Origin of the sequence: Kitasatospora sp. NPDC056783, from assembly GCF_042789895.1 — a bacterium.
Classification (GTDB): Bacteria; Actinomycetota; Actinomycetes; order Streptomycetales; family Streptomycetaceae; genus Kitasatospora.
This window is the reverse complement of record NZ_JBHUAF010000117.1, coordinates 1-21,334: the sequence shown is the minus strand read 5'-3', so window position 1 is coordinate 21,334 and position 21,334 is coordinate 1. Positions and strand designations below refer to the sequence as shown.

19 protein-coding genes, 1 pseudogene and 2 CRISPR repeat arrays are annotated in these 21,334 nt (G+C 72.2%); of the genes and pseudogenes, 13 read left to right on the top strand and 7 right to left on the bottom strand.

Annotated elements, in window-relative coordinates; all coding sequences use genetic code 11:
* Nucleotides 1-32: 32 nt before the first annotated feature.
* The gene (locus ACFRMQ_RS18735) at nucleotides 33-1,553 is read right to left on the bottom strand and encodes an alpha/beta fold hydrolase (protein WP_380731576.1); all 1,521 of its coding nucleotides are present in this window, start codon (nucleotides 1,551-1,553) and stop codon (nucleotides 33-35) included.
* Nucleotides 1,554-2,065: 512 nt separating this feature from the next.
* On the opposite strand from ACFRMQ_RS18735, the gene ACFRMQ_RS18730 reads away from it, so the two are divergent.
* A complete protein-coding gene (locus tag ACFRMQ_RS18730; RefSeq protein ID WP_380731575.1) occupies nucleotides 2,066-2,917 on the top strand; it encodes a proline hydroxylase in 852 nt (283 codons plus the stop codon).
* Nucleotides 2,918-2,956: 39 nt separating this feature from the next.
* Here ACFRMQ_RS18730 and ACFRMQ_RS18725 read toward each other — a convergent pair whose 3' ends face one another.
* Together ACFRMQ_RS18725 and ACFRMQ_RS18720 are read right to left on the bottom strand one after the other, a co-directional pair.
* A complete protein-coding gene (locus ACFRMQ_RS18725; RefSeq protein WP_380731574.1) occupies nucleotides 2,957-4,342 on the bottom strand; it encodes a hypothetical protein in 1,386 nt (461 codons plus the stop codon).
* Between the two features lie 110 nt (nucleotides 4,343-4,452).
* On the bottom strand, nucleotides 4,453-4,653 hold the full coding sequence (locus tag ACFRMQ_RS18720; RefSeq protein WP_380731573.1) for a hypothetical protein: 201 nt from the start codon (nucleotides 4,651-4,653) through the stop codon (nucleotides 4,453-4,455).
* 98 nt (nucleotides 4,654-4,751) lie between these two features.
* Here ACFRMQ_RS18720 and ACFRMQ_RS18715 point away from each other — a divergent pair, with 98 nt between their 5' ends.
* Nucleotides 4,752-5,243, top strand: a complete 492-nt coding sequence (locus ACFRMQ_RS18715; RefSeq protein ID WP_380731572.1) for a GNAT family N-acetyltransferase — start codon at nucleotides 4,752-4,754, stop codon at nucleotides 5,241-5,243.
* Here ACFRMQ_RS18715 and ACFRMQ_RS18710 read toward each other — a convergent pair.
* Nucleotides 5,207-5,872: a TetR/AcrR family transcriptional regulator gene (locus tag ACFRMQ_RS18710; protein WP_380731571.1), complete on the bottom strand. Its 666-nt coding sequence runs from the start codon at nucleotides 5,870-5,872 to the stop codon at nucleotides 5,207-5,209. The two genes, ACFRMQ_RS18715 and ACFRMQ_RS18710, sit on opposite strands and share 37 nt — an antisense overlap.
* A gap of 142 nt (nucleotides 5,873-6,014) precedes the next feature.
* Between ACFRMQ_RS18710 and ACFRMQ_RS18705 the strand changes: the two genes are divergently transcribed.
* Entirely contained in the window at nucleotides 6,015-7,004 is a 990-nt protein-coding gene (locus ACFRMQ_RS18705) for an alpha/beta fold hydrolase (RefSeq protein WP_380731570.1), read from the top strand.
* 2 nt (nucleotides 7,005-7,006) lie between these two features.
* On the opposite strand, the gene ACFRMQ_RS18700 is transcribed toward ACFRMQ_RS18705, so the two are convergent.
* Nucleotides 7,007-7,669, bottom strand: a complete 663-nt coding sequence (locus ACFRMQ_RS18700; RefSeq protein ID WP_380731568.1) for a hypothetical protein — start codon at nucleotides 7,667-7,669, stop codon at nucleotides 7,007-7,009.
* Complete coding sequence (locus tag ACFRMQ_RS18695) at nucleotides 7,666-8,226, bottom strand: RNA polymerase sigma factor (RefSeq protein ID WP_380731567.1); 561 nt, start codon at nucleotides 8,224-8,226, stop codon at nucleotides 7,666-7,668. Before ACFRMQ_RS18695 ends, ACFRMQ_RS18700 begins: the two co-directional genes overlap by 4 nt.
* A 431-nt stretch (nucleotides 8,227-8,657) precedes the next feature.
* On the opposite strand from ACFRMQ_RS18695, the gene ACFRMQ_RS18690 reads away from it, so the two are divergent.
* The 10 genes from ACFRMQ_RS18690 (at nucleotide 8,658) to ACFRMQ_RS18645 (ending at nucleotide 20,231) form a co-directional block, all read left to right on the top strand.
* Complete coding sequence (locus ACFRMQ_RS18690) at nucleotides 8,658-9,473, top strand: SAM-dependent methyltransferase (protein ID WP_380731566.1); 816 nt, start codon at nucleotides 8,658-8,660, stop codon at nucleotides 9,471-9,473.
* Nucleotides 9,474-9,548: 75 nt separating this feature from the next.
* Nucleotides 9,549-9,897: direct repeats of the CRISPR family, unit length 30 nt; unit sequence CGTTGCAAGCCCTCCAGGGCTGATCACCAC.
* A gap of 209 nt (nucleotides 9,898-10,106) precedes the next feature.
* Nucleotides 10,107-10,871, top strand: coding sequence for a CRISPR-associated endoribonuclease Cas6 (gene cas6 / locus ACFRMQ_RS18685; RefSeq protein WP_380731564.1), 765 nt, complete (start codon nucleotides 10,107-10,109; stop codon nucleotides 10,869-10,871).
* The gene (locus ACFRMQ_RS18680) at nucleotides 10,868-12,325 is read left to right on the top strand and encodes a hypothetical protein (protein WP_380731563.1); all 1,458 of its coding nucleotides are present in this window, start codon (nucleotides 10,868-10,870) and stop codon (nucleotides 12,323-12,325) included. The genes cas6 and ACFRMQ_RS18680 overlap by 4 nt, the downstream gene beginning before the upstream one ends.
* Complete coding sequence (cas7i, locus tag ACFRMQ_RS18675) at nucleotides 12,326-13,387, top strand: type I-B CRISPR-associated protein Cas7/Cst2/DevR (RefSeq protein ID WP_380731562.1); 1,062 nt, start codon at nucleotides 12,326-12,328, stop codon at nucleotides 13,385-13,387. It begins immediately after the preceding gene.
* Complete coding sequence (gene cas5, locus ACFRMQ_RS18670; RefSeq protein ID WP_380731561.1) at nucleotides 13,384-14,091, top strand: CRISPR-associated protein Cas5; 708 nt, start codon at nucleotides 13,384-13,386, stop codon at nucleotides 14,089-14,091. Before cas7i ends, cas5 begins: the two co-directional genes overlap by 4 nt.
* 44 nt (nucleotides 14,092-14,135) lie before the next feature.
* Entirely contained in the window at nucleotides 14,136-16,535 is a 2,400-nt protein-coding gene (gene cas3, locus ACFRMQ_RS18665; protein ID WP_380731559.1) for a CRISPR-associated helicase Cas3', read from the top strand.
* Nucleotides 16,532-17,053: a CRISPR-associated protein Cas4 gene (locus ACFRMQ_RS18660; protein WP_380731558.1), complete on the top strand. Its 522-nt coding sequence runs from the start codon at nucleotides 16,532-16,534 to the stop codon at nucleotides 17,051-17,053. Before cas3 ends, ACFRMQ_RS18660 begins: the two co-directional genes overlap by 4 nt.
* The gene (gene cas1b, locus ACFRMQ_RS18655; protein WP_380731557.1) at nucleotides 17,053-18,033 is read left to right on the top strand and encodes a type I-B CRISPR-associated endonuclease Cas1b; all 981 of its coding nucleotides are present in this window, start codon (nucleotides 17,053-17,055) and stop codon (nucleotides 18,031-18,033) included. The genes ACFRMQ_RS18660 and cas1b overlap by 1 nt, the downstream gene beginning before the upstream one ends.
* A gap of 6 nt (nucleotides 18,034-18,039) precedes the next feature.
* Nucleotides 18,040-18,303 carry a CRISPR-associated endonuclease Cas2 gene (gene cas2 / locus ACFRMQ_RS18650; RefSeq protein WP_380731556.1) on the top strand — a complete coding sequence of 88 codons (264 nt, stop codon included), beginning with the start codon at nucleotides 18,040-18,042 and terminating at the stop codon, nucleotides 18,301-18,303.
* An 89-nt stretch (nucleotides 18,304-18,392) separates the two neighbouring features.
* Nucleotides 18,393-18,876: direct repeats of the CRISPR family, unit length 29 nt; unit sequence GTGGTGATCAGCCCTGGAGGGCTTGCAAC.
* Between the two features lie 170 nt (nucleotides 18,877-19,046).
* Nucleotides 19,047-20,231 (top strand): cytochrome P450, encoded by a 1,185-nt coding sequence (locus tag ACFRMQ_RS18645; protein WP_380731555.1) that lies wholly within the window; start codon nucleotides 19,047-19,049, stop codon nucleotides 20,229-20,231.
* A gap of 110 nt (nucleotides 20,232-20,341) precedes the next feature.
* Here the strand turns inward: ACFRMQ_RS18645 and ACFRMQ_RS18640 are convergent.
* A pseudogene (locus ACFRMQ_RS18640) lies at nucleotides 20,342-21,334 on the bottom strand (hypothetical protein); the annotation flags it as partial.

The following is a 21,334-nucleotide window of genomic DNA, read 5'->3' as shown; positions in this document are numbered from 1 at the left end:
GCCTCGCCGTCGGCGGCGAGGCGGCCGCGACGTCAGTGTCCGGCCGGGCCCTCGGGGTGCCGGCCGGGCAGGCGGTCGGTGAGGAGGAAGGTGGTGAAGGGCGCGGAGACCCGGGGGTCGGTGAAGTCGACGCCGTGGCCGGACGCGTCCAGGGTGACCATGGCGGCGCGGGGGCCGAAGGCGGCCAGGGCCCGGCGGGCGCCGGAATAGGGGGTGGCGGGGTCGCGCCGGTTCTGCAGGAGCAGGATGTCGCGCGGGCCCTCGGGGTTGGGGAGTACCTGAGGCTCGTGCGGGCGGTAGTGCCAGAAGGCGCACGGCCGGACGTTGCCGGACATGCCGTCGGTGAGCGGGTGGCGCTCGCGGTCGGCGGCGGTGCGGGCCGCGTAGACGGCGGGGTCGCGGGGCCAGGACGAGTCGTCGCAGATGACGGCGTCCTGGGCGGAGACGAAGTTGTCCGGGATCACCTTCGGGAGCGAGCCGTGGGTGGGGCCGAGGGGTGACGGGGTCGTGCCGCGGGTGGCGGCCGACTGCCAGGTGGCCACCGCGAGCGGGTAGTAGCGCGGGTTGCTCAGGGACGAGTAGGTGACGGCGCGCAGGCCGGCGCCGGTGAGGGTGCGGCCGTCGCCGAGGTCGAGCGGGGCGCGGTCCAGCTCGGCGGCCAGCCGCAGGTAGGTGGCGCGCACGGCGTCGGGAGTGGCGCCGAGGTGCAGGGTGGCGTCGCGGGCGGCGACGTGGGCGGCCAGGTCCGGGAAGGTGTCCTCGGCGCCCTCGCTGAAGAGGGCGATCCCCTGCTGCTCGCCGCCGGGGGCCACCGTGCTGTCCAGCACCACGTGGTCGGCGCGGGAGGGGAAGAGGCTCGCGTAGACCTGGCCGAGGTAGGTGGCGTACGAGGTGCCCAGGTAGGAGATCCGGCGTACGCCGAGGGCGGTGCGGATCCGGTCCAGGTCGCGGGCGGAGTTCGCCGTGGTGATGTCGGCCAGGTAGGGGCCGGCGGTGGCCGCGCAGCGGTCGGCGACGGCCTGGGCGTGGGCGAGGTTGGCGGTGATCGAGCCGTCGGGGGCCGGGTAGGGGTAGTCGAGCAGGGCGGCGCGTTCGTCGGCGGGCAGGTCGCAGTGGACGGGGGTGCTGTTGCCGACGCCGCGTTCGTCGAAGCCGATCAGGTCGTAGGCGCGCAGCACGGCGGGCGGCAGGAACGCGGCGGCCTGGCCCGGGTAGTCCAGCCCCGGGCCGCCGGGACCGCCCGGGGCGACGACGAGGTCGCCGCGGTGGTGGGCCGGGTCGGCGGTGCGGATTCGGGAGACGGTGAGGGTGAGGGTGCCCGAGTCCGGGTGCCGGTAGTCACGGGGGACGCGCAGGGTCGCGCACTGCTGGCGCGCGTCGCGCGGGAACGGTGTGCCGTCGGCGTTAGGGGTCGGCGCCGGGCAGGTGCCCCAGTCGAGCCTGGTGGGGGCGGCGTCCGTGGACGCGGAGGCGGGCGGGGCCAGGGCGGCCAGCAGGAGGGCGGCCGACAACAGCGTGCCGCCGGCGGCGGTGCGGCGCAGGAGTCCGGTCATGGCGCTGACGGTACGGAGGACGGTGTGTCGTCGGCCTCGGTGCCGGGGTGGAATTCCGGCCCGTCGGGCTCCACCCGGATCCTCCACCCGGGGGTGGATCGCCGCCGGCCCGGACGAAGGGGTCGTACGCGGTGCTGTGACGCGGCAGTGCTCCGGCGCGAGGGCCGACCGATCCGTCCGGCACCACCGCCCGTGGCTCCCGGGGAGCGAGGGACGGGCTTCGAGCGCCGGCCTCGACCAGGATGGCCCACCGCTGTCTATGCGAGTAGACCCCGGGCTGTGAATTTCGTGTGACGGGGGAGCGGCCTTCAGCGCGTCGTCCCCCCGCCGTGCCTTCCCGGGGGCGTGCGTCGGCCACCGCCCGGTGCCCTCGCGCACTGTCACCCGGCCGGACGGTGACGCTCGCCCACGACCCGCGGCGAAGGGATAGTGACCTTGCGCGGCGGTCCGGGCGGGCCCCAGGCGTGCCGCGCGCCCTTCCGTCCGGCCCCAGCGAGGGGAACACTGCTGCCATGACACCGACCCGATGCGGCGACGAGGCGATGTTCGGAGCGGAGACGGTCCGGGAGGGCGGCTTGCGGGAGGCTCTGCAGCGGCTGGCCGCCGGCACCCGCGCGATCGTCCGGGTGCCCGACCTGCTCCGGAGCGACACGGGCGACGTGGACGGCCCGGGCGACGCGGCCGGCCTGGGCGGTGCGGACGGCCTGAGCGCCCTCGTCGCCCGAATCGAGCGGGCCGACTTCGAGCCCTACGACGAGGAACGCCTCGATCCGCCGATCCTGAAGTTCGGCCCGGCGGTGTACGACCACTACACGCGGGGCCAAGTCCAGGACGCCTACTGGAAGAAGGCGGAGCAGGCCCGCGAAGCCGCGCACGACCTCTACGGCGGACCCGGCCCGGCCGTCGCCCTCATGCGCCGGCTGCGCACCGAGCTCGGCATTCCGGTGCGCCCCGCGACCATCGGCGGGCGCCCGCTGCACGTGGGCATCCTCCGCGAGTTCCCCACCGGCTCGAAGATCCACTACGACGAGGTGGTGCGGGAGTTCCCCGGCCGCCTCGACGACCAGCCCATCGTGCAACTCGCCTTCAACCTGCACCTCGCCGTCGCCGAGCACGGCGGCGCGCTGACCGTCTGGCGGCACCGTTGGATTCCCGCCGACGACACCCGCAAGGACGGTTACGGCTGGGCGCCCGAGGTCGTCGCGGACGTGCCGTCGGCCACCGTCCTGGCGGAGCCAGGCGAAGGCGTCTTCTTCGACTGCCGCAACTTCCACCAGGTGCGGGACTTCGAGGGCGGCCGCCGGATCACCCTCTCCCTCTTCCTGGGGTTCACCATGAACGGCGAACTGATCGTCTGGTCCTGAGCACTCCACCGCGGTGCGCCTTCCGCACGGCGCGGTGGCTCAGCGGCGGAACAGGCCGCGCCGCTTCGGCCGCGCGGCGGCCGTCGCCGTCTGCGCCGGCGGCGCGTCGAGCAGGGCCGTGACGGCGTGGAGGAAGGGGCGGGCCCCGGCGGTCATGCCGGTCCGGTGCAGGCGGTGGCGGCCCGCCGCCTCCCACTCGCCCAGGACGGCCCCGCGCTCGCCGGTGACCGGGTCGAGCGCGTACTCCAGGGTGAAGGTCCGCCACGGGGAGCCGTCCTCCGGCCAGGCCAGCACCACCGCGAAGGCCTCCGTCGCCGCCCTCGGCACCGGAAGGGCGACCAGGAGCATGCGGTGCCGCCCGCCCTGGACGAACCCGCCCCGAAGGCCGTCCGGTTCCAGTCGCTGCCCGACCGGCAGGCTCGCGCCGCACTCCTCCCAGAGCCGCCGCAACTCGCCGTCGAGCCGTTCCCCCGGTACCGCGCCCAGCCGGTCGAGCGAGGGCAGCAGGCGGTGCGCGAAGCGGTAGTGGTGCGGTCGCGGCTCGGGCAGGTCCGCCTGCCCCTCGGCCAGCCGGGTCACCGCCGCGATCACCTCGTCCACCTGCACGAGGTCCAGCAGGCCGCCCTCGCCCACCTCGGTGAGCGGCGTCAGATCTCCGCCGCGCCACCAGTAGGTGTGCGGGGACAGCGGGGCGGAGGACTCGTCGAACTCCCGCGCCGCGGTCTCGATCAGGGCCTGCAACACCTCCGGCACCCGGACGTCGAACGGCGCGAACAGCAGCCGGAACGCCGTGGGGAAGGCCACCACCGCGCCGTCCGGCGGCAGTTCGCACCCGGCGACCTCGCGGTGGAGGGCGTCCAGGACGAGGACCCGGCTCCCGGTCAGCGCCGAACCACCCGTGACGACGTGCAGGCCGCCACCGCGCCCGGTCGACCGGAACTCGTGCCGCTCCACGGGAAGTCGGGCCAGCCGGTCCCGCGCGGCCTCGCGCAGCCGCGACACGTCCCCGAGTTCGGCGACGGCCTCCCCGGTCAGCACCTGCCAGCCGACGGGTGACTCCAGCGCCATGAACTCCAGCATCCCGGGAGCGACTTCGAGCGCGTGCGGGTGGCGTGCGGGGTCGGCCAGGGTCGTGGCGTCCAGGAGCAGCGGGTAGAGCCGGGCCGCCGTCTCCTGTGGCGAGCCGGCGTCCCCCGCCATCGGACCCTGGACGGCGACGACCAGTTCGAGGACATGGGCGCGGACCAGCTCCCGCAGCGGGGCCCCCGGCCGCTGCTCCACCAGGGCCAGGAGCCCTCCGAGCCCGTAGTCGCGACCCTGGGCGTCGCGGGCCATGTCCCCGTGCAGGGTGACCTCGTTCCCGAACTCCGCGAACGCCGCCCGTACTTGCGCGGCCAGCCGCGGCTCCAACTCCCGACGTGCCAACGTTCCCTCCCGGCCCGTGACGTGCCCCGTCCCCCGGAGTCGCAGGGTACCCCGCCCGGTCGCCGCGGGCGTGCGGGCGGGGGCCGTCTTCGGCCGGAGGCCCGCAGGGCTCAGCAGGCCGGCGCGGCTCCCTCGTCCGACCGTCCGTCCCGGCCCGCCACGGATTCGGACACCGCGAGGAAGGCCCGTACGAGGGGGCGGTCGTCGCCACGGCGGGTGGCCAGGAGCCCCCGGCTCATGGCGGCCGGCCCCAGTTCCTCGGCCAGCGCGAGGAAGTAGCGCAGATGCCGGAGCTCGATTCGCTGATCCATATCCCCAGCCTATGGATGGCGGCCGGGGTACGTATTGGACACATGGGTCGGCATGGTCGCACGCTGACGTGGTGTCATCCAGGGAAGGAACCCGCCCCGTGCCGTACGCCTCCGCTCCGCCCGTGGTCTCCTCGATCGCCTCGCCGGGCGACGCCGACGCGTTCCGCGCGCTGAACGAGGAGTGGATCTCGCGGCTGTTCACCCTGGAGGAGGCGGACCGGGCCGTGCTCGGGGACCCGTTCGGCCACATCGTGGACCCGGGCGGCGACGTGCTCCTGGCCCGCGAGCCGGGAAACGGGGCCGTCGTGGGGTGCGTGGCGCTGCTGGCCCACCCGGACGCCGTGTTCGAACTGGCGAAGATGGCCGTCACCCCCGGCGCGCAGGGGCGCGGCATCGGCCGCCGGCTGGTGGCCGCGGCGATCGACCGGGCCCGGGAACTCGGCGCGGCCCGGCTGTTCCTCGGCACGAACAGCGGGCTGGCCCCCGCCCTCCACCTCTACGAGGAGGCCGGGTTCGTGAGGATCACCCGTGACCGGCTCCCGGTCGCCGACTACTACGCCCGCGCCGACGTCCTCATGGAACTGGGCTGAGGTTCCGGGCGTGCGGACCGGCTCGGGGCGTCGCCCCCGGCCGCCGCCCGGGCCAGGGAGTCCGCCACCGTCGTGCAGGCCAGCCGGGCGACGGAGCGCAGTTCGGCGTCCGGGGTGCCGGCCCGGCTCAGGACGGCCAGGGACTGGTTGACGGCGACGACGAAGGCGGCGAGTTCGTCGAGCGTCCGGGCGTCGGCGGGGGAGTCCGCCAGCGCGGCGCGGATCCGCCGGCGCTGGAGGGCGAGGAGGTCGCGCACCCGTGCGCCGCTCGCCTCCGTCAGTGCCGGCGACTGCGCGGCGGACTGGGCGACGAGGCACCCCGTGGGAACCGACGGGTCGGCGATGCGGGCCAGGACGGCGTCGAAGAAGGCCTCGACGGCGCGCACCGGCTCGCCGGGGTGGGCCGTGAGTGCCCGCTCGTACCGCTCGTCGTAGACCGCCGCGTAGCGGTCGAGGCACTGGTGGAACAGGGCGTCCTTGCTGCCGAAGGTGCCGTAGAGGGAGCCGCGGCCGAGGCCGGTGGCGGAGCCGAGGACCTCCAGTGAGGCGTCCGCGTACCCGCGCTCCCAGAACACCCGGACGGCCTGGTCGAGGGCCGCCTCGACGTCGAACTGCTTCCGGCCGGACACCGCACGCACCTCCTGTTTCGCCTGTCTGGTAGGAGCTTACCCGCGTCTTGGACCGATCGGTCAAACTATCCTTGACCGATCGGTCCAAGATGGCTAGCGTGACGGCGAGCGGTCCGGTTCCGGCCCTTCGGAAGGAAAGATCATGAGCCTCCTGCCCACGCCCCTGCCCACGCCCCGAGGCCCCGGCTCCGTCGCCGGCGCGCCGGACCTCCCGGCCGGATTCGCACGGACCTTCACCAGCCGGTACGTCGACACCGGGCACCTGCGCCTGCACGCCGTCACCGGCGGCGACGGCCCGCCGCTGCTGCTGCTCGCCGGGTGGCCGCAGACCTGGTACGCCTGGCGCCTCCTGATGCCCGCGCTGGCACGGGAGTTCCGTGTCGTCGCCGTCGACCCGCGCGGCGTCGGCCTGTCCGACAAGCCCCTGGACGGGTACGACACCGGCACCCTCGCCCGCGACATGGTGGCGCTCATGGAGGCGCTCGGGCACCGCCGGTTCGCCATGGTCGGACACGACATCGGCATGTGGACCGGCTACGCCCTGGCCGCGGACCACCCCGGGCGGCTCGACCGCCTGGCCGTCGCCGAGGCCACGATCCCCGGGCTCTCGCCCACGCCGCCGCTCTTCGGCAGCCAGGAGGCCAACGACCGGCTCTGGCACTTCGCCTTCAACCGCCTCGACGGCCTCAATGAACACCTGGTCCGTGGCCGCGAACACCTCTACTTCGCCCACCAGTTCGCCACGAAGTCCGCGAAGCCCCTGCCCGACCACGCCGTCCGGAACTACGTCGACACCCTCGCCGCCGACCCGGAGGCCCTGCGCTGCAGCTTCGAGTTCTACCGCGCGCTGGACACCACCATCGCCCAGAACCGGCGACGCGCGGCCGACCGCCTGCCCCTCCCCGTCCTGGCGATCGGGGGAGCGGCGAACCTGGGCGCCTCGGTCGGCGTGACGATGAGGCTCGCCGCCGACGACGTGGAGACCCTGGTCGTCCCCGACTGCGGCCACTACCCCGCCGAGGAGGCCCCGGAGGCGATGCTGTCCGCCCTGGCCGCCTTCCTCGCGCCGTACCGCGCCGGGTGGGCGGCCTCCGGGCTCCCCGTGGCGGAGGGGTCCGACGGAAACGGCTGAAGCTACTGTTCGTCGGTCAGGTCGCGGACGAGGGTGCTGCTCACCTGGGGCAGCTCGCCGTACTCGGGGTCGTCGCCGGCGACGGGGAGTTGGTGGATCACGGCCGCGAGGCGGGGCGGCAGCTTCACGTCGAGGCCGTAGTGGGACCGGACGAGGATGTCGGTGAGCACCTGGGCCGGCAGCAGCGCGTGCGGGGGGTCCAGGACACGCTGTGGCGGGCGGGGCTTCGTGGCCAGCGCTTCGGCCTGCTGGCGCCAGACCTCGGCGTCCAGGAACTCGCCGAGGCTGCGGTGGAACAGGCTCAGGAACGACGCGGAGGTGTAGGAGCCGCCGCCCGCCGCGAACTGCCACCAGAACTGGGCGCCGTCGCGATGGCCTACGACGTACAGCAGCGTACCGAGGACGAGGGCGCCCTCGGGGTGGATCTGCTCGTCGTTGACGAGCCGGCTCAGCGAGGGCGCGGCGGAGGGCAGGGAGAGGACCAGGGACGCGGCGAGGTCGAGTTCGTGGGCCGCCTGCTCGTGCTCGGAGGGCATCGGGCTCGGGGCGGTCAGCAGCCGTTCCCAGGCGACCCCCGTAGCGCCCGGCTGCGGCCTCGGGGCGTGGGCGGGAACCTGGACACTGGCCGGGCCCGGGCGAAGGGCCCGGCCGTGCTCGGTGTTCATCGGTTCGCCCCGCGCCGGCCGCCGAGCGCCGCGGCCAGCCGGTCGAGGGCCTGGCTCGCGGTGGACCGGACATTGGCCTCGGTCGTCCCCAGGTAGTCGGCGATCTGTTCGTCCGGCAGGTCGAGCAGGTACCGCAGCACGATCACGTCGTGCCGTCGTTCGGACAATTGCCGGATCGCGCCGTACAGTTGTTCGTGGCTGCCGTCGGCCTCCATCAGGTCTTGGGCCTGCTCGGCGGCGTCCCGCACCGCGCAGACCCACTCGGGGACGTCCGCCTGGGTGGGCAGCGGTTCGCCGTTCATCATCAACTCCGCCAGGGCGGCGCCGATCTCCTCCTTGAGGATCGCCCAGGCGTGGAACGGCGGGATCTGTTCGCGCAGGATGCGGGGCCACGCGTGCCACACGCGGGCCTTCGCGATCTCCGTCGCCTCGTGTGCGGCCGCACCGTCGCGAAGTCGTGCGCGGGCGAACCCGATCCACGCCTTCTCGTGCGTGTCGCAGAACGCGTCGAACGTCAGGCGGTCCCGGTCTCCGACCACCCAGTCGCTCTCGTTCACGTCCCATTCCTCCCCTGCGGCGCCCCTGTCGGTCGCCGCCCGGCGCGGGCCGCCGCCGTGGCGGAACCCCACGGTCGTACGGCGGTCACAGCGGGAAATCGCTTCCCCGATAGGAACATTAAGGCGGATTGGGTGTCGAGATGTTAATCCGCAACAAGAGGTTTAAAGATCGGGCAAAGGGCTCGGCGGACGATGAAAGTACTTGCTCGAAGATGATCGAAGTGGGCCGCCGTGTGTCCCATTGAGGTCGTCGCGTTGAACGGTTGTGTCGTGGTCGGCGAAGGTCCTTGATTGGCTCGTCGGGCGTATGGGCATAGTGGGGAAGGCCGCGTCAGGCCGCACCGCTGGTCGCCACCGTCGGCCGCGGTGGTGCGGACGCGGATCCGCTCCGCGTCGCGCGGGGAGAGTCGATGAGCTGCCAGGGGGAGTGCATGACGGACGGTGCCGACCGGATCGACGACGTGGAAGTCAACCTCGACATCCACCTGGCGCACTCCGCGCGGATGTACGACTACTACCTCGGCGGTACGACCAACTTCCCCGCCGACCGCGAGGCGGCCGGCCGAGCCCTGGCGGTCTTCCCCTACGCCCGCTCCGCCGCCCGCGCGAACCGCGCCTTCATGCACCGGACCACGCACCTGCTCGCCAAGGCGGGCATCCGGCAGTTCCTCGACATCGGCACCGGAATCCCCACCTCGCCGAACCTGCACGAGGTCGCGCAGTCCGCCGCGCCGGACGCCAAGGTCGTCTACGCCGACAACGACCCGATCGTGCTCCTCCACGCCCAGGCACTGATGCGCGGCACCGAACAGGGCGTCACCGCCTACGTCCAGGCCGATGTGCGCGAGCCCGCGGGCCTGTTGGACTCGGCCCGCGCCATCCTGGACTTCACCCGGCCGATAGCGCTCAGCATGAACGCCCTGCTGCACTTCGTGCCGTTCGAGGCCCAGGGCATCACCGAGGGGCTCAAAGCCCAACTGCCCAGCGGCTCCGCCCTGGTGATGAGCCACTTCACCCAGGACTTCGCCCCCGAGGAGACCGGCCGCCTCATCCAGGTCTACACCGCCGCCGGAACCCCCGTCGTCGCCTGCTCCCGCGACGAGTTCGCGCGCTTCTTCACCGGCTGGGACCTCATGGAACCGGGCGTCGTCGCCACCCCGCGCTGGCACCCCGCCCCGGCGGGCGAGGCGGAGCACATCACGGACGCGGGGGCCTCGTGCTACGGGGCGGTGGCCATTCGGCCTTGATCTGGCGTCGTGGTCGGGCACGTTCGGGGCTTGGATGTTCGGGCCCCGTACGTAGGCGTTCCGATCACCTTGTGGGTTGCGAGCCCTCCAGGGCTGATCGCCACCTGACCCCGCGCGGTTCCACCGCAGTCTCCGGCCTGTTGCAAGCCCTCCGGGGCTGATCACCACCCGGAGGCCGTTGAGAGTCCTCCCGTTGAGCTGGCGTTGCAAGCCCTCCAGGGCTGATCGCCACGGCAGGAGCGCCACCTGGCAGGCTCCGCCCCTCACGTTGCAAGCCCTCCAGGGCTGATCACCACCCACCACTACGTCATGACACTCCAGACGCCTGTCCCGTTGCAAGCCCTCCAGGGCTGATCACCACACAACCTGACGGGCTCCCTGGCCGGGGAGTTCACGTTGCAAGCCCTCCAGGGCTGATCACCACCCGAGGGTAAAGCACCAGGTCCAGTGGCATGCGCAGATCGCTTGCGATGGCGCCGTTGCAGCGACTCGGCGGTAGTGCATCGTCGCAGGTCAGAGTGTTTTGGGTCTGCCGTCTCTCCGGGTGGACGCTGTTCCGGTAGCAGGGCTGGCGGCGGTGCCGGAGTCCCTAGCACATGACGCTAGCTATTGGTTCAAATTATGAGGAATGCGATGCCGATCGCCCACGTCCAACTAGCTTGCGGCGAGTTCAGGTTGCGGCACGTGGTTCAGGAGAGCGCAGTGCGGGTGAGGGTCGATGTGACGCCGGATGCGTCGAGTGTGCGGTGGGAGGACGTGCACGGGGCGGCGCGAGGTGTGGTGTACGGGCTGCTGGGTGGCCAGGACGAGGCGCTCGCGCAGGCTCTTCATGACGGCGGGTGGCGAGGCAAGCCGTTGAAGCCCGTCGGAGTGGCCGGGCCGCTGTTCCAGGGGGCGCCGCGCACGAAGGGCGTGTACTCCACGTCGCAGGACGGCTCGGTGTGGTTTGGGTCGCCGGTGCCGGAGATCGCGTCGGTGTTGGTGCGCGCGCTGGCCGGGGCTGAGGAACTGGTCTGGGGTGCCACGCGGTTGCGGGTGCGCGGGATCGCCGTGGACATGGACGTGATGCTGCCGGCGGGGGAGGGGCCGGTGGAGCTGGAGACCATGACGCCGGTCGTGCTCAAGCACGAGGGCCGGAACCTGCTGCCGGGCGACGAGCACTACCTGGACCGTCTCCAGCACAACCTGACGCACAAGGCGGACGTGCTGGGCTTGCCGGCCCCGCACGGTTTGCGGGTGCTGGAAGCCGGCCCCCGGCGGCGGTTCACGGTTCGTGGGGCGCCGAGGATCGGGGCCAGGGTGCGGGTGGCGATGGAGGCCGATGGCCGGTTCGTGAACGCGATCCGGTCCTGGGGGCTGGGCCTGGACACGATCCAGGGGTTCGGGTGGGTGCGGTGACCACCCTTATCGCCACCGGCCACCCGTTGCAGCGGGCCGGTGCCTGGGCTGTGGCCGTCATCGCCGAGCGCGATGACCCGGGCCGGGTGAGCGTGGCCGATCTCGACACGGTGGCGTCCGTCCTGGTGGCGGACGTACTCGCGGCCGCGACCGCGCCCAAGGAGAGCAGCCGCTACGACTGGTGGAAGGTGCTGTTCGCGCTGTACCCGAACTCGAAAGCCACGCACAGCAAGCGGCCCTCCGACCCGAACATGCTGCGACCGGACATCGAACAGTTCTTCACGCCGGACGACCCGGACGACCCGGACGACCCGGACGACCCGGGCGACCCGGACGCCGGGCCGAGGAGACCGTGCACGTTCTGTAGCACCCGCACGGCAGCCGTGTGGGCGAAGTCGAATCTCCCCCTGTTCGACACCAGCAAGGCCCTGAACACCCTGCCGCCCGGCGTCCCCGGCTGGCCGGTCTGTCGCGGGTGCCGGATCGCGATGTGGGCGCTGCCCTACGGCGCCTGGGTGACGGCCGGCTCGGCCACCGTCCTGTCCTGTCAAGAACCCGACGCCGAACGGGAGTTCGCCCGTCGCAATGTGCGGCGAGCCCGCCGCGTCATGCACGCCGGTTTCAGCGGGCTGCCCGCCGGAACCAGACCCGAGCTCGTGGTCCTCACCGCGCTGCGGGACGCTACCGACGGCCTGTGCGCGACCACTCTGTGGAGCTTCAAGAACGACAACCAGGAACCCTGGCTGCGCGTCACCCGCACCCGGCGCGCCCTCCCGCTCTTCCTCGCCACCGTCGACGGCAACGCGCCGCTGCGCCGTGGCTGGCTGCTGCTGCGGCGCGCCCTGGCCCGGCCGGACGCCGGGAGGAGCGGTGCGAGCGAGGCGGCGCGGCTGCTGTTCGAGGCCGAGGACGGGCGCAGCCGCCCGCTGCTCGGGCAGTTGCACCGTCTCCTGGCGGATCCCGACGGCGCGTGGAGCGTCGACGACCGCGAGTCCCTGGTCCGGCTCGCCTTCACCTACGCCGAGGAGGTCTTCGGAATGGAAACGGATCTCGAACCGGTGGCGACGCTGATCGCCGACTGGATCGCCCAGGGCACCAGCCCGCGCGGGCGCCTGGCCGAGTACCGCAAGGCCGCGCTGAGCGACTACGAACTCGGCGGGCTCCTGGTGAAGGCCTACGCGCTTCTGCAACTGAGAGGGAACAAGAGCCGGTTGGTGGGGCCCGAGTCGTGGAAGCCGCTGATCGGGCGCCGGCCGAGGGCCTGGGAGCAGCGGATGCTCCTGTTCGCGCAGGTGTCCGTGCTGCTCCAGCAGCGTGGTGTGGCGGTGAGCGGCAAGGAGGCCGACCCGCAGCGGGAAGGCGAGATCGAGGCGCTGGTGGACCGGTCGACGTTCGGTGCGGATGCCGAGGGCGAGTGCGACGAGTACGACGAGTACGAGATGGAGCAGGCGTAAATGGCTTACCTGGCAGGGATGATGGTGCTCTCCGTGCAGGCCGGGGCACCCAACAACGGGCGGGGCGAGGAGACGATGTCCCGCGTGAAGTTCGCGCGGATCAGGGGCCGCAAGTACCCGTATGTGTCGGCGCAGGCGGCACGCCGCTGGATCCGGGAGACGATGGTCGAGCGCGGCTCGGTGCCGTCTCCCGTCACCCGGGTCGGCAAGGCCCAGGGCAAGGCGCAGAAGGCCAACACCCAGGCGGATCCGGTGCGTTACGCGGATGACGACCTGTTCGGATACATGCGGGCGGGCGCGAAGAAGGACGACGAGGCGACCACCCTGCGTGACAGTCCTTTCATGCTCGGCGCTTTGATGTCCGTCGAACCCGTGTACCCGACCGAGGACTTCGGCGTGATGTCGCGCGGGGTGACCGAACCCGTCCTGCACGGCCACGAGTTCTACACCGCCGACCTCGCCGCGCCCTTCCTGCTCGACGTCCCGAGGATCGGCACGTTCACCCTGCCAGGGGTGGACGGGGTGGGTCGGCCCAACTACCTCACGCAGGAGCAGGCCCTGAAACTGGCCGAGGCGGCCGAACTCGGCGCGGCCACCGGCAAGTTCCGCGACCAGCCGGCCGTCCGGCTGCCGCTGGAGGAGCGCCGCCGCCGGGCCGCGCTGCTGCCCGAGGCGATCGCGCACCTGAGCGGCGGAGCGAAGCAGGCCCTGCACTACGGCGACCGGGTGCCCGCGTTGATCGTTCTGGTCCCGTTCAAGGGCGGCATCAACCCGCTGGGCAACGTGATCGACAGCGACCCGGACACGGGGGTGCGGGTGCGCGGGGACGTCCTGGCCCGGGAACTCGCCGCATGGGCGGGGGAGTGGGAGGGCCCGGTACGGATCGGCTGGCGGCCGGGCTTCCGCGACCAGGCGCGCGAGGACTTCGAGAAGCAGTGCGAGCGGGAGCTGGCCGAGGGCGACATCGTGATCGACCACCCCCGCACCGTGCTGCTCAAGCTGGCGGAGGAGCTGCGCGCGGGCGAGCTGGACGGCTGGTTCGACGACCCGGACCCGCGATGAACCCGGTGCCGCCGGGCGGGCCGGTCCGCGCCCTGCGCGCGACCTTCCACGCCCCCGTGGCCTCCTTCCGGGACCCGCTCTTCCCCGGCGTCATCCGTGTTCTCCCGGTGCCGCCGCCGTCCACCGTCCGAGGGCTGCTCGCCGCCGCCACCGGCGCGTACACCGAGTCCTTCGTCTTCGGGATGGCGGCGTGGTCGGAGGGCCAGGGTACCGACACCGAGACCTACCACCCGATCGCCGCCGACGGCAGCAACCCGGCCAACGGCGGCCGCGTCCGGGCCGGAAAGGGCGGCACGACGGCCAAGGACCGGCCCTTCCTCGCCGACGTCCACCTGACCGTGTGGCTGCCCGAACCGGAACCGGACGGCGACCGGTTCGCGCGGGCACTGCGACGGCCGCGCCACGCCCTGCGCCTGGGCCGCTCCCAGGACCTCGTCCACCTCACCGGGCTCGCACACGTCGTCCTCGAACCCGCCGAGCGGGCGGTCGTCGGCCACGCCCTCGCCCCCGCCGACGCCCACGACGTGCGGTCCGCCCGGGAGGAGCGCCTCGCCGACACCGTCTCCGCCGACCGCCTCACCACCACCTGGTCGACGTACCTGTGGTGTGACGACCCCGCCGGGGCGGCACCGGTTCGCGGCGCCCATCGAGAAGCACCCACCAGCAACGAGGACACCCAAGCCGTATGGCTGCTGACCCCCTGATCCAATCCTTGACCCCACCCCTGACCCCACGCCTGGCCCAACCCTTGACCCCACCCCCGGCCCGACCTCCGGTCCCACCACGACGGCGCGCCCTCACCGACCTGCGGGCCAAGTCACTGCCCCGCGAAGACCCCGAGCGCCTCACCACCCACCTGCGCACCGTCCACGACACGGTCGCCCAGCTGGAGGCGCGCATCGGAGCAGCAGGCATCATCGCGACCGAACCGCTGTTCTGGAGCCTCGTCCGCGCCGCGGCGCTGCTCCACGACGCGGGGAAGATCGCCGAACCGTTCCAACGGCAGCTCGAACCCGGAGGCAAACGCTGGGGCGAGCGCCACGAGGTCCTCTCCCTTGCCTACGTCGACCTGCTGGCCCCGGCGGCAGGGTGGAGCGGCGAGGAACGCCTGCTGATCGCCACGCTCGTCGCCGGTCACCACCGGCCGCTCCACTCGGCGTCCTCCCTCGGCGGCGGCAAACCCGCCCTTTCCCGCCTCTACAACGAACGGACCCGCTGGGACGAGGCCTTCGGTCATGTGCACGGGGCGGACGGCCGGCGCCCGCAGGTGCCGCGCGGACTGCACCAGGAACTCCTGGCCTGGCTGGCCGGCTTCCTCGGCGCCGAACCCGCGCCACCGGGGCCGGACGACCCGGTGCTCGCCGAACGGGCCCGGCTACTCCTCCGGGACGTCCTCACCGCCTGGACGCTCCCGGTGAAGGCCCACCGCGGCCTGCTCGCCGTCCTGGCCCAGGGCGCGCTCACCCTCGCCGACCACGCCGGCTCCGCCCACGTCGACCTCCAGACCCACCTGCCGCTGCCGACCGACTACCTCGCGCGGCTCCGGTACACCCCGCACCGCCACCAGGTCGAGGCGGGTGCGACCGTGGGCCACCTCGTCCTGGTCGCCCCCACCGGAAGCGGCAAGACCGAAGCCGGACTCGCCTGGGCGGCCCGGCAGTCGGCCACCATGTCCGGTCTGCCGAGGGTGGTGTGGACGCTGCCCTACCGGGCCTCCCTCAACGCCACCCGAAGCCGCTTCCAGGACGACCTCCACCCGGCCGCAGGGGAGAGCCGGCCCGACATCGGCCTCCTCCACGGCGCGCTCGCCCGAACCCTCCTCGCGGAGGCGCTGGAGGACGACTGCTGCGGCCCGACCAAGGCCGACGCCCGCAAGGCCCGCGCCCGCGCCAACGCCATGCGGCTGTTCGCCCAACGCCTGCGCGTCGCCACCCCCCACCAACTCCTCGCCGCCGCCATCGCCGGGCCCACCCACTCCTCCGTCCTCCTCGAACAGGCCAACTCCCTCTTCGTCCTGGACGAACTCCACGCCTACGACCCCGAGATCTTCGGCCGGCTCTGCGCGGCGATGCGGCTGTGGGAACAACTCGGCAGCAGGATCGCCGTGTTGTCCGCCACCCTCGCCCCGCCGCTGCTCGCCATCGTCGACGAGAGCCTCCACCAGCCCGTCACCTGCCACCGGGCCGCACCCGGGACGGCGCCGGTGCGGCACCGCCTCGTCGTCGACGAGCTCCCGCTGACGGACGCGGAGAGCGTCGCGCGGCTGGAGGGGTGGCTCGACGAGGGCCACAGTGTGCTCGTCGTCGTCAACACCGTCGCCACCGCGCAGGAACTGTTCACCGCCCTCGCCCGGCAGTCGGACCCCGATGACCCGGACGCGGCGCTGCTGCTCCACTCGCGTTTCAAGAACAAGGACCGCGACGGGATCGAGCGTCGGCTGCTGAAGCGCCACCCCGAGCGCAGGCCCGACGAAGCGCCGCGTCGAGGCGGCCTGGTCGTGGCCACACAGGCGGTGGAGGTCTCGCTGCAACTCGACTTCGACCGGGGAGCGGTGGAGAACGCCCCCATCGAGGCCGTCGCCCAGCGCGCCGGACGCGTCAACCGTCGGGGCCGCCACCCGGACGGCGCGGTCGAGTTCCGCGTGCACCGTACCGACGGCCATCGGCCGTACGACCCGGGCGCTGTGGACGCCGCCTGGTCGGCGCTCACGACTCCCGCGGCGGAAGGCGCCACCGGCCTCAGCGAAGACGACATCGACCGCCTCCTCGCCCTCGCCTACGACACCGACTGGGGCCGTGAGTGGGCTGGCAGAGCACGACGGGCCCGCGACGGCTTCACCGCCGAGTTCCTCACCTTCACCGACCCCTTCCACGACCGCACCGAGCACGCCAGGAACCTCGGCGAACGCTTCGACACCGTCGAAGTACTCCTCCGCGACGACGCCGAGGAGTACCGGAAGATCGCGGTCGGCGAGGCGGCGGATCCGCTGCTCGCGGCAGGACTGCTCATCCCTTTGCGGTACGGGCAGTTGAAGACCTACAACGCCACCTTCGACCGGTCGCTCGGCGTCCACCTCATCGACGGCCGGTACGACGACGACCCCGTTCTGGGCCTTCGCCCACCGATCGAGCGGGAGACCATCCTGTGAAACCCGTCCCTTCGGACCCCAGCCGGGACGACCAGGGCCTCGGCGGCGTCCACATCAAGTACCTGCGCCACTGCCCGCGCCAACTCTGGCTCTACACGCGCGGATACCGGCCGGAGGGCGGCAGCGACCTCGTCGCCTTCGGGGAGGTCGTCAGCGAGACCACCTTCACCCGCCGCCGGGACGTCGACCTCGGCGAAGCCCGCATCGACTGGGTCACCGCCGGCGCCGTCATCCACGAAACCAAGTCCTCCCGCAGCCCCTCGCCCGCCCACGACGCCCAAGTCCGGCACTACTGCCTGCTGTTGGAACGCCGAGGCGTCAACGTGCGCGGCGGCATCGTCCACTACCCCCTCATCCGCCGCACCACCGACGTCCCGTGGAACGAGGAGGCGCGGGAAGAAGCCGAGACCGCCGAGGACGAAGCCCGCGCCGTCATCGCCTCGGCGGCACCCCCCGACCGCCAGACCCGCGCCGCCTGCCGCGGCTGCTCCTACCTCGACTACTGCTGGGGAACCTGATGCCCGCCGTCGGCCGCACCTACTGGCTCACCGAACCCTGCCGCATCCGCCGCGAAGACGACAGCATCCGCATCGAACGAGCGGACGCCAGCCCCGTCCACCTCCCCATCACCGACATCCGCGACCTCGTCACCTTCGACCACGTCGACCTCAACACCTCCGCGATGTCCCTCCTCAGCCGGCACGGCGTCACCGTCCACGTCCTCGACCACTACGGCAACCACGCCGGACACTTCGCACCGGCCGAGGCCATGTCCTCCGCCACGGTCGTCCGCCGGCAGGTCGAGATCACGGGGGACCCGGAGCAGCGGCTCCCGATCGCCCGCGCCCTCCTCCTCGCGACCGCCGAGAACCTCCGCTGGTCCCTCGACACCGACCTCCTCGACGGCGCGCTCGAAACCCTGCGCCTTGCCCTGCCCGACTGCCACGACACCGACGAACTCATGGGCCAGGAAGGAAACTTCCGCCGCACCGCCTGGGCCGTCCTGGACAGCGGACTCCCGGCTTGGCTCCGCCTCAACGGCCGCACCCGACGGCCACCCACCAACGCCGGCAACGCCTTCATCAGCTACCTCAACGCCCTCGTCTACGCCCGCGTCCTCACCGCCCTGCGCAGCACCCCACTCCACCCGGCGATCGGCTTCCTGCACAGCGACACCGACCGCCGCCGCAACACCCTCGCCCTCGACCTCGCGGAACCCTTCAAACCGCTCTTCGCCGAACGGCTGCTACGGCGGGCGGCGAGCCAGAAACACCTCAAGCCGAGCGACTTCGAGACGGAGGTCGGCCGCGCCGCGCTCAGCGCAGGCGGCCGGAAGAAGATCGCCGCCCTGGTGCGGGACGAACTCGCGACGACGGTGTACCACCGGACGTTGAAGAGGAAGGTCAGCTACGAGGAACTCATCCACCTCGAAGCGCTGAAGCTCGTCCGGTTGTGCCTGGAAGGCGTGCCGTACAAGCCGTTCCGGCCGTGGTGGTAGCCGCCGATGTTTGTCATCCTGGTGTACGACACCGCTGCCGAGCGCAACCCGAAGGTCCTGAAGACCTGCCGCAAGTACCTGCACTGGACGCAACGGAGTGTCTTCCAGGGAGAACTCAGCGCCGCCCAGTACCGGGCCCTGACCGGCATCCTCAATAGCGTGATTGACCCCACCTGCGACAGCATCGTCACCTACACCGCCCGCTCCCCGGACATGGTCGACGCCACGACGTACGGAGCCACGCTCGGCGGGCCGGGCGACATCCTGTGACCGGCGCTGTTGCAGTACCGGCGGGTCGCTGCGCTTCCGTTGTGCGGGGGAGGGCCTGCGGGTGCTGTGACCTCGGCTTTTACCCTCGGGTGGTGATCAGCCCTGGAGGGCTTGCAACATGACCTGGATGACGGAGGGGATGTCCAGGCGGCCGGTGGTGATCAGCCCTGGAGGGCTTGCAACGCTACGTCTGGGGCGGCGCCACCCCCAGTGGGTGGGGTGGTGATCAGCCCTGGAGGGCTTGCAACCGGCTGCCGAGGAGGCCGCCCGGCTGCTCGAACACCGTGGTGATCAGCCCTGGAGGGCTTGCAACGGCGCATGCCCGGTGTGAAGGTCATCACCAGTTATGTGGTGATCAGCCCTGGAGGGCTTGCAACAGGATCTTGGAGATCGAGCGGAGGAAGGTCTCGGCCAGTGGTGATCAGCCCTGGAGGGCTTGCAACCCGTCGCCTTCTGGCAGTCCGGCGACACCGACCCGGTCGTGATCAGCCCTGGAGGGCTTGCAACATCCAGAAGACGGCGTGGCGGGCGGAGTCGGTGCGGAGTCGTGATCAGCCCTGGAGGGCTTGCAACGTAGAGAAGGCGCTCAGTGCCAGCGGGCCATGGGGCGCCTCCGGCGCGGGCCGGGGGCGCGTGCGGGGCCCCCGCGCCCCTGCGCGCCGTACGGGATCGGGGCCGAAGCGCGCGGCGGCGCGGGCGCCTGGGTATCGGGAAGTGCGTACCAGACGGCAACTGGAGGCCCCATGAGTGAGCAGGAAACGCCACCGATCTCGATCTTCTACCGCCGCGACGGCCTCGACCTGGGCTCAGCCCTCGGCGAGGCCCAGCGCGAGAACCCCGTCCAGCATGTCCAGGACTTCTGGCTGCACCGGGACGGCGCGTTCTGGCTCGTCACCCGGTACGCCGACGTGCGGCGCGTGCTGGCCGACCAGGAGACCTTCGCGATGCACGATCCGGAACGGGCTCCCGTCCTGCCGAACGAACTCCTCAACATGGACCCGCCGGAGCACACCCGGCTGCGCCACGTCCTGACCCCGGAGTTCACCGCGAAGCGGATTCGCGCACTGGAGCCGATGATCCGGACCCTGGTCGGCGAGCTGATCGACGGCATGGAGTCGCGGGGCTCCTCGGCGGACCTGATGGACGTCTTCGCCCTGCCGTTGCCCCTCGGGGTGATCTGCGGGCTGCTCGGCGTTCCCGATCCCGATCAGGCGCGGTTCCACCACTGGTCCCGCACCACACTGGATCTCGGGCTCCCCATCGAGGAACGGATCGCGGCCGGCCAGGAGTCGCACGACTACATGGCCTCCCTGGTGGCGGAGAAGCGGCGCAGCCCGGACGACGGACTGATCGGCATGCTCATCCGGGAGCACGGCGGCGCGGTGTCGGACTCCGAACTGGTCGGGGTCTGCGAGCTGTTGCTGCTCGCCGGCCACGTCACCGTGTCCAACACGATCGGCCTGGGCGTGCTCGCCCTGCTGTCGCACCCGGAACAGGCCGACCGGCTGCGCAACGCCACCGAGGGCGATCCCCTGATCGACGGCGCCGTCGAGGAGCTGCTGCGGTTCCTCTCGGTGTCCAGCACCGCGCTGGCCCGGACCGCCCGGCGCGACACCGAGATCGGCGGCGTGCCGGTCAAGGCCGGTGACCAGGTCGTCTGCCAACTGCCGGTGGCCAACCGCGACCCGGTGCTCGGCGCCGGGATGGACCGCCTCGACATCGAGCGCAAACCCGTGTCGCACGTGACCTTCGGGCACGGCCCGCACCACTGCCTCGGCGCGCCACTGGCCCGCGCCGAACTGCGGATCGCGCTGCCCGAGCTCCTACGGCGGCTGCCCGGTCTCGCGCTGGCGTGTCCGGCAGAAGCGGTGTCCTATCGCGCCAACAACGAGGTCTACGGTCTCCACGCACTGCCGGTCACCTGGTGAGCGAGTGAGCCGGCCGCGTAGCTCGTAGGCTGCCCGGCACGCCGGTGGCCCGGGAAGAGGTTCTTCCCGGGCCACCGGGTCTTCGGCCCGTCAGGGCCGGTTCGACCGGATCAGATCCACTGGCTCACCCCTCCCGTGTCGGCCAGGAACGGCCGCAGCCAATCGAGGCCGGTCGTCGGAGGCCGGGTGGTGACGTAGGGGAGCGTCGACCAGGCGGTCAGCAGACTCCCGGCGTCCTGCCGGGGCCGCTGGTGTCCGTCGTGGCCGTGTCCGGGCTTGTGGTGGTGGCACTTGTCGTGCTCACACGGCGGCTCGCACCGGGCGGTCGCGGAGGACGGCGGCGTGGTGATCGAAGTGCCATCGGGGCCGGTGACCGTGGCGGTGACGGTGTTGACGGTGTCCTCGCTGATCAGGCTGGAGCAGTAGAACGTCTTCGACTCTCCCGCCGCCAGGTCGAACGACCCGGCCGCCCTCTCACAGCTCTGTTCCTGGTCGTCGGTCAGGGTGATGCCGGTCAGGTCCGTGGTGCCGTTGTTGGTGACGGTGATCTGCCAGAAGGCCTGGCACTTGTCCGGTTCACAGAGCTCCTCGGGCGCGTTGCCCTGGTGCAGGGTCACCTCCTTGCCCCACGGCCCGGCCCCGCCCTCGACGCAGTCGGCGGAGTCGCCGGACTGGCAGACCTTCTTGTCGACGGTCAGCGACGGGGGAGCTTCGCACACGTCGACGGTGGCTTCGGACGGGCGTGTGGTGATGGGGGTGCCGTCAGGGCCGGGGAAGGTGGCGGTGACGGTGTTGACGGTGTGCTGGGTGATGTTGGCGAGGTCGCAGAACACCTGACGGGAGGCGCCGACGGCGAGGTCGAAGGTGCCGGCGGCGGTGGCGCAGGCCGGGGTGACCGCGTCAGTGAGGGTGATGCCGGTGACGGGGACGGTGCCGGTGTTGGTGACGGTGATGCGCCAGTAGGCGGTGCTGCCGGGCGGGATGGTGGTGTTCTTGGCCCAGGGGCCAGGGCCGCCGTCTGCGCAGTCAGCGGGGTTGGTGGAGGTGCAGACCTCCTTGTTGATGCTGATGGACGGTACGACCGGCGGCGTCACGTCCACCGT

Bases quoted from the DNA above. Each gene is read 5' to 3' on its own strand.
- ACFRMQ_RS18700 (WP_380731568.1), bottom strand. From the start codon at position 7,669: ATGAACACCGAGCACGGCCGGGCCCTTCGCCCGGGCCCGGCCAGTGTC.
- ACFRMQ_RS18735 (WP_380731576.1), bottom strand. From the start codon at position 1,553: ATGACCGGACTCCTGCGCCGCACCGCCGCCGGCGGCACGCTGTTGTCG.
- ACFRMQ_RS18730 (WP_380731575.1), top strand. From the start codon at position 2,066: ATGACACCGACCCGATGCGGCGACGAGGCGATGTTCGGAGCGGAGACG.
- cas5 (WP_380731561.1), top strand. From the start codon at position 13,384: ATGAACCCGGTGCCGCCGGGCGGGCCGGTCCGCGCCCTGCGCGCGACC.
- cas6 (WP_380731564.1), top strand. From the start codon at position 10,107: ATGCCGATCGCCCACGTCCAACTAGCTTGCGGCGAGTTCAGGTTGCGG.
- ACFRMQ_RS18690 (WP_380731566.1), top strand. From the start codon at position 8,658: ATGACGGACGGTGCCGACCGGATCGACGACGTGGAAGTCAACCTCGAC.
- ACFRMQ_RS18645 (WP_380731555.1), top strand. From the start codon at position 19,047: ATGAGTGAGCAGGAAACGCCACCGATCTCGATCTTCTACCGCCGCGAC.
- ACFRMQ_RS18705 (WP_380731570.1), top strand. From the start codon at position 6,015: ATGAGCCTCCTGCCCACGCCCCTGCCCACGCCCCGAGGCCCCGGCTCC.
- cas2 (WP_380731556.1), top strand. From the start codon at position 18,040: ATGTTTGTCATCCTGGTGTACGACACCGCTGCCGAGCGCAACCCGAAG.
- ACFRMQ_RS18720 (WP_380731573.1), bottom strand. From the start codon at position 4,653: ATGGATCAGCGAATCGAGCTCCGGCATCTGCGCTACTTCCTCGCGCTG.
- cas1b (WP_380731557.1), top strand. From the start codon at position 17,053: ATGCCCGCCGTCGGCCGCACCTACTGGCTCACCGAACCCTGCCGCATC.
- cas7i (WP_380731562.1), top strand. From the start codon at position 12,326: ATGGCTTACCTGGCAGGGATGATGGTGCTCTCCGTGCAGGCCGGGGCA.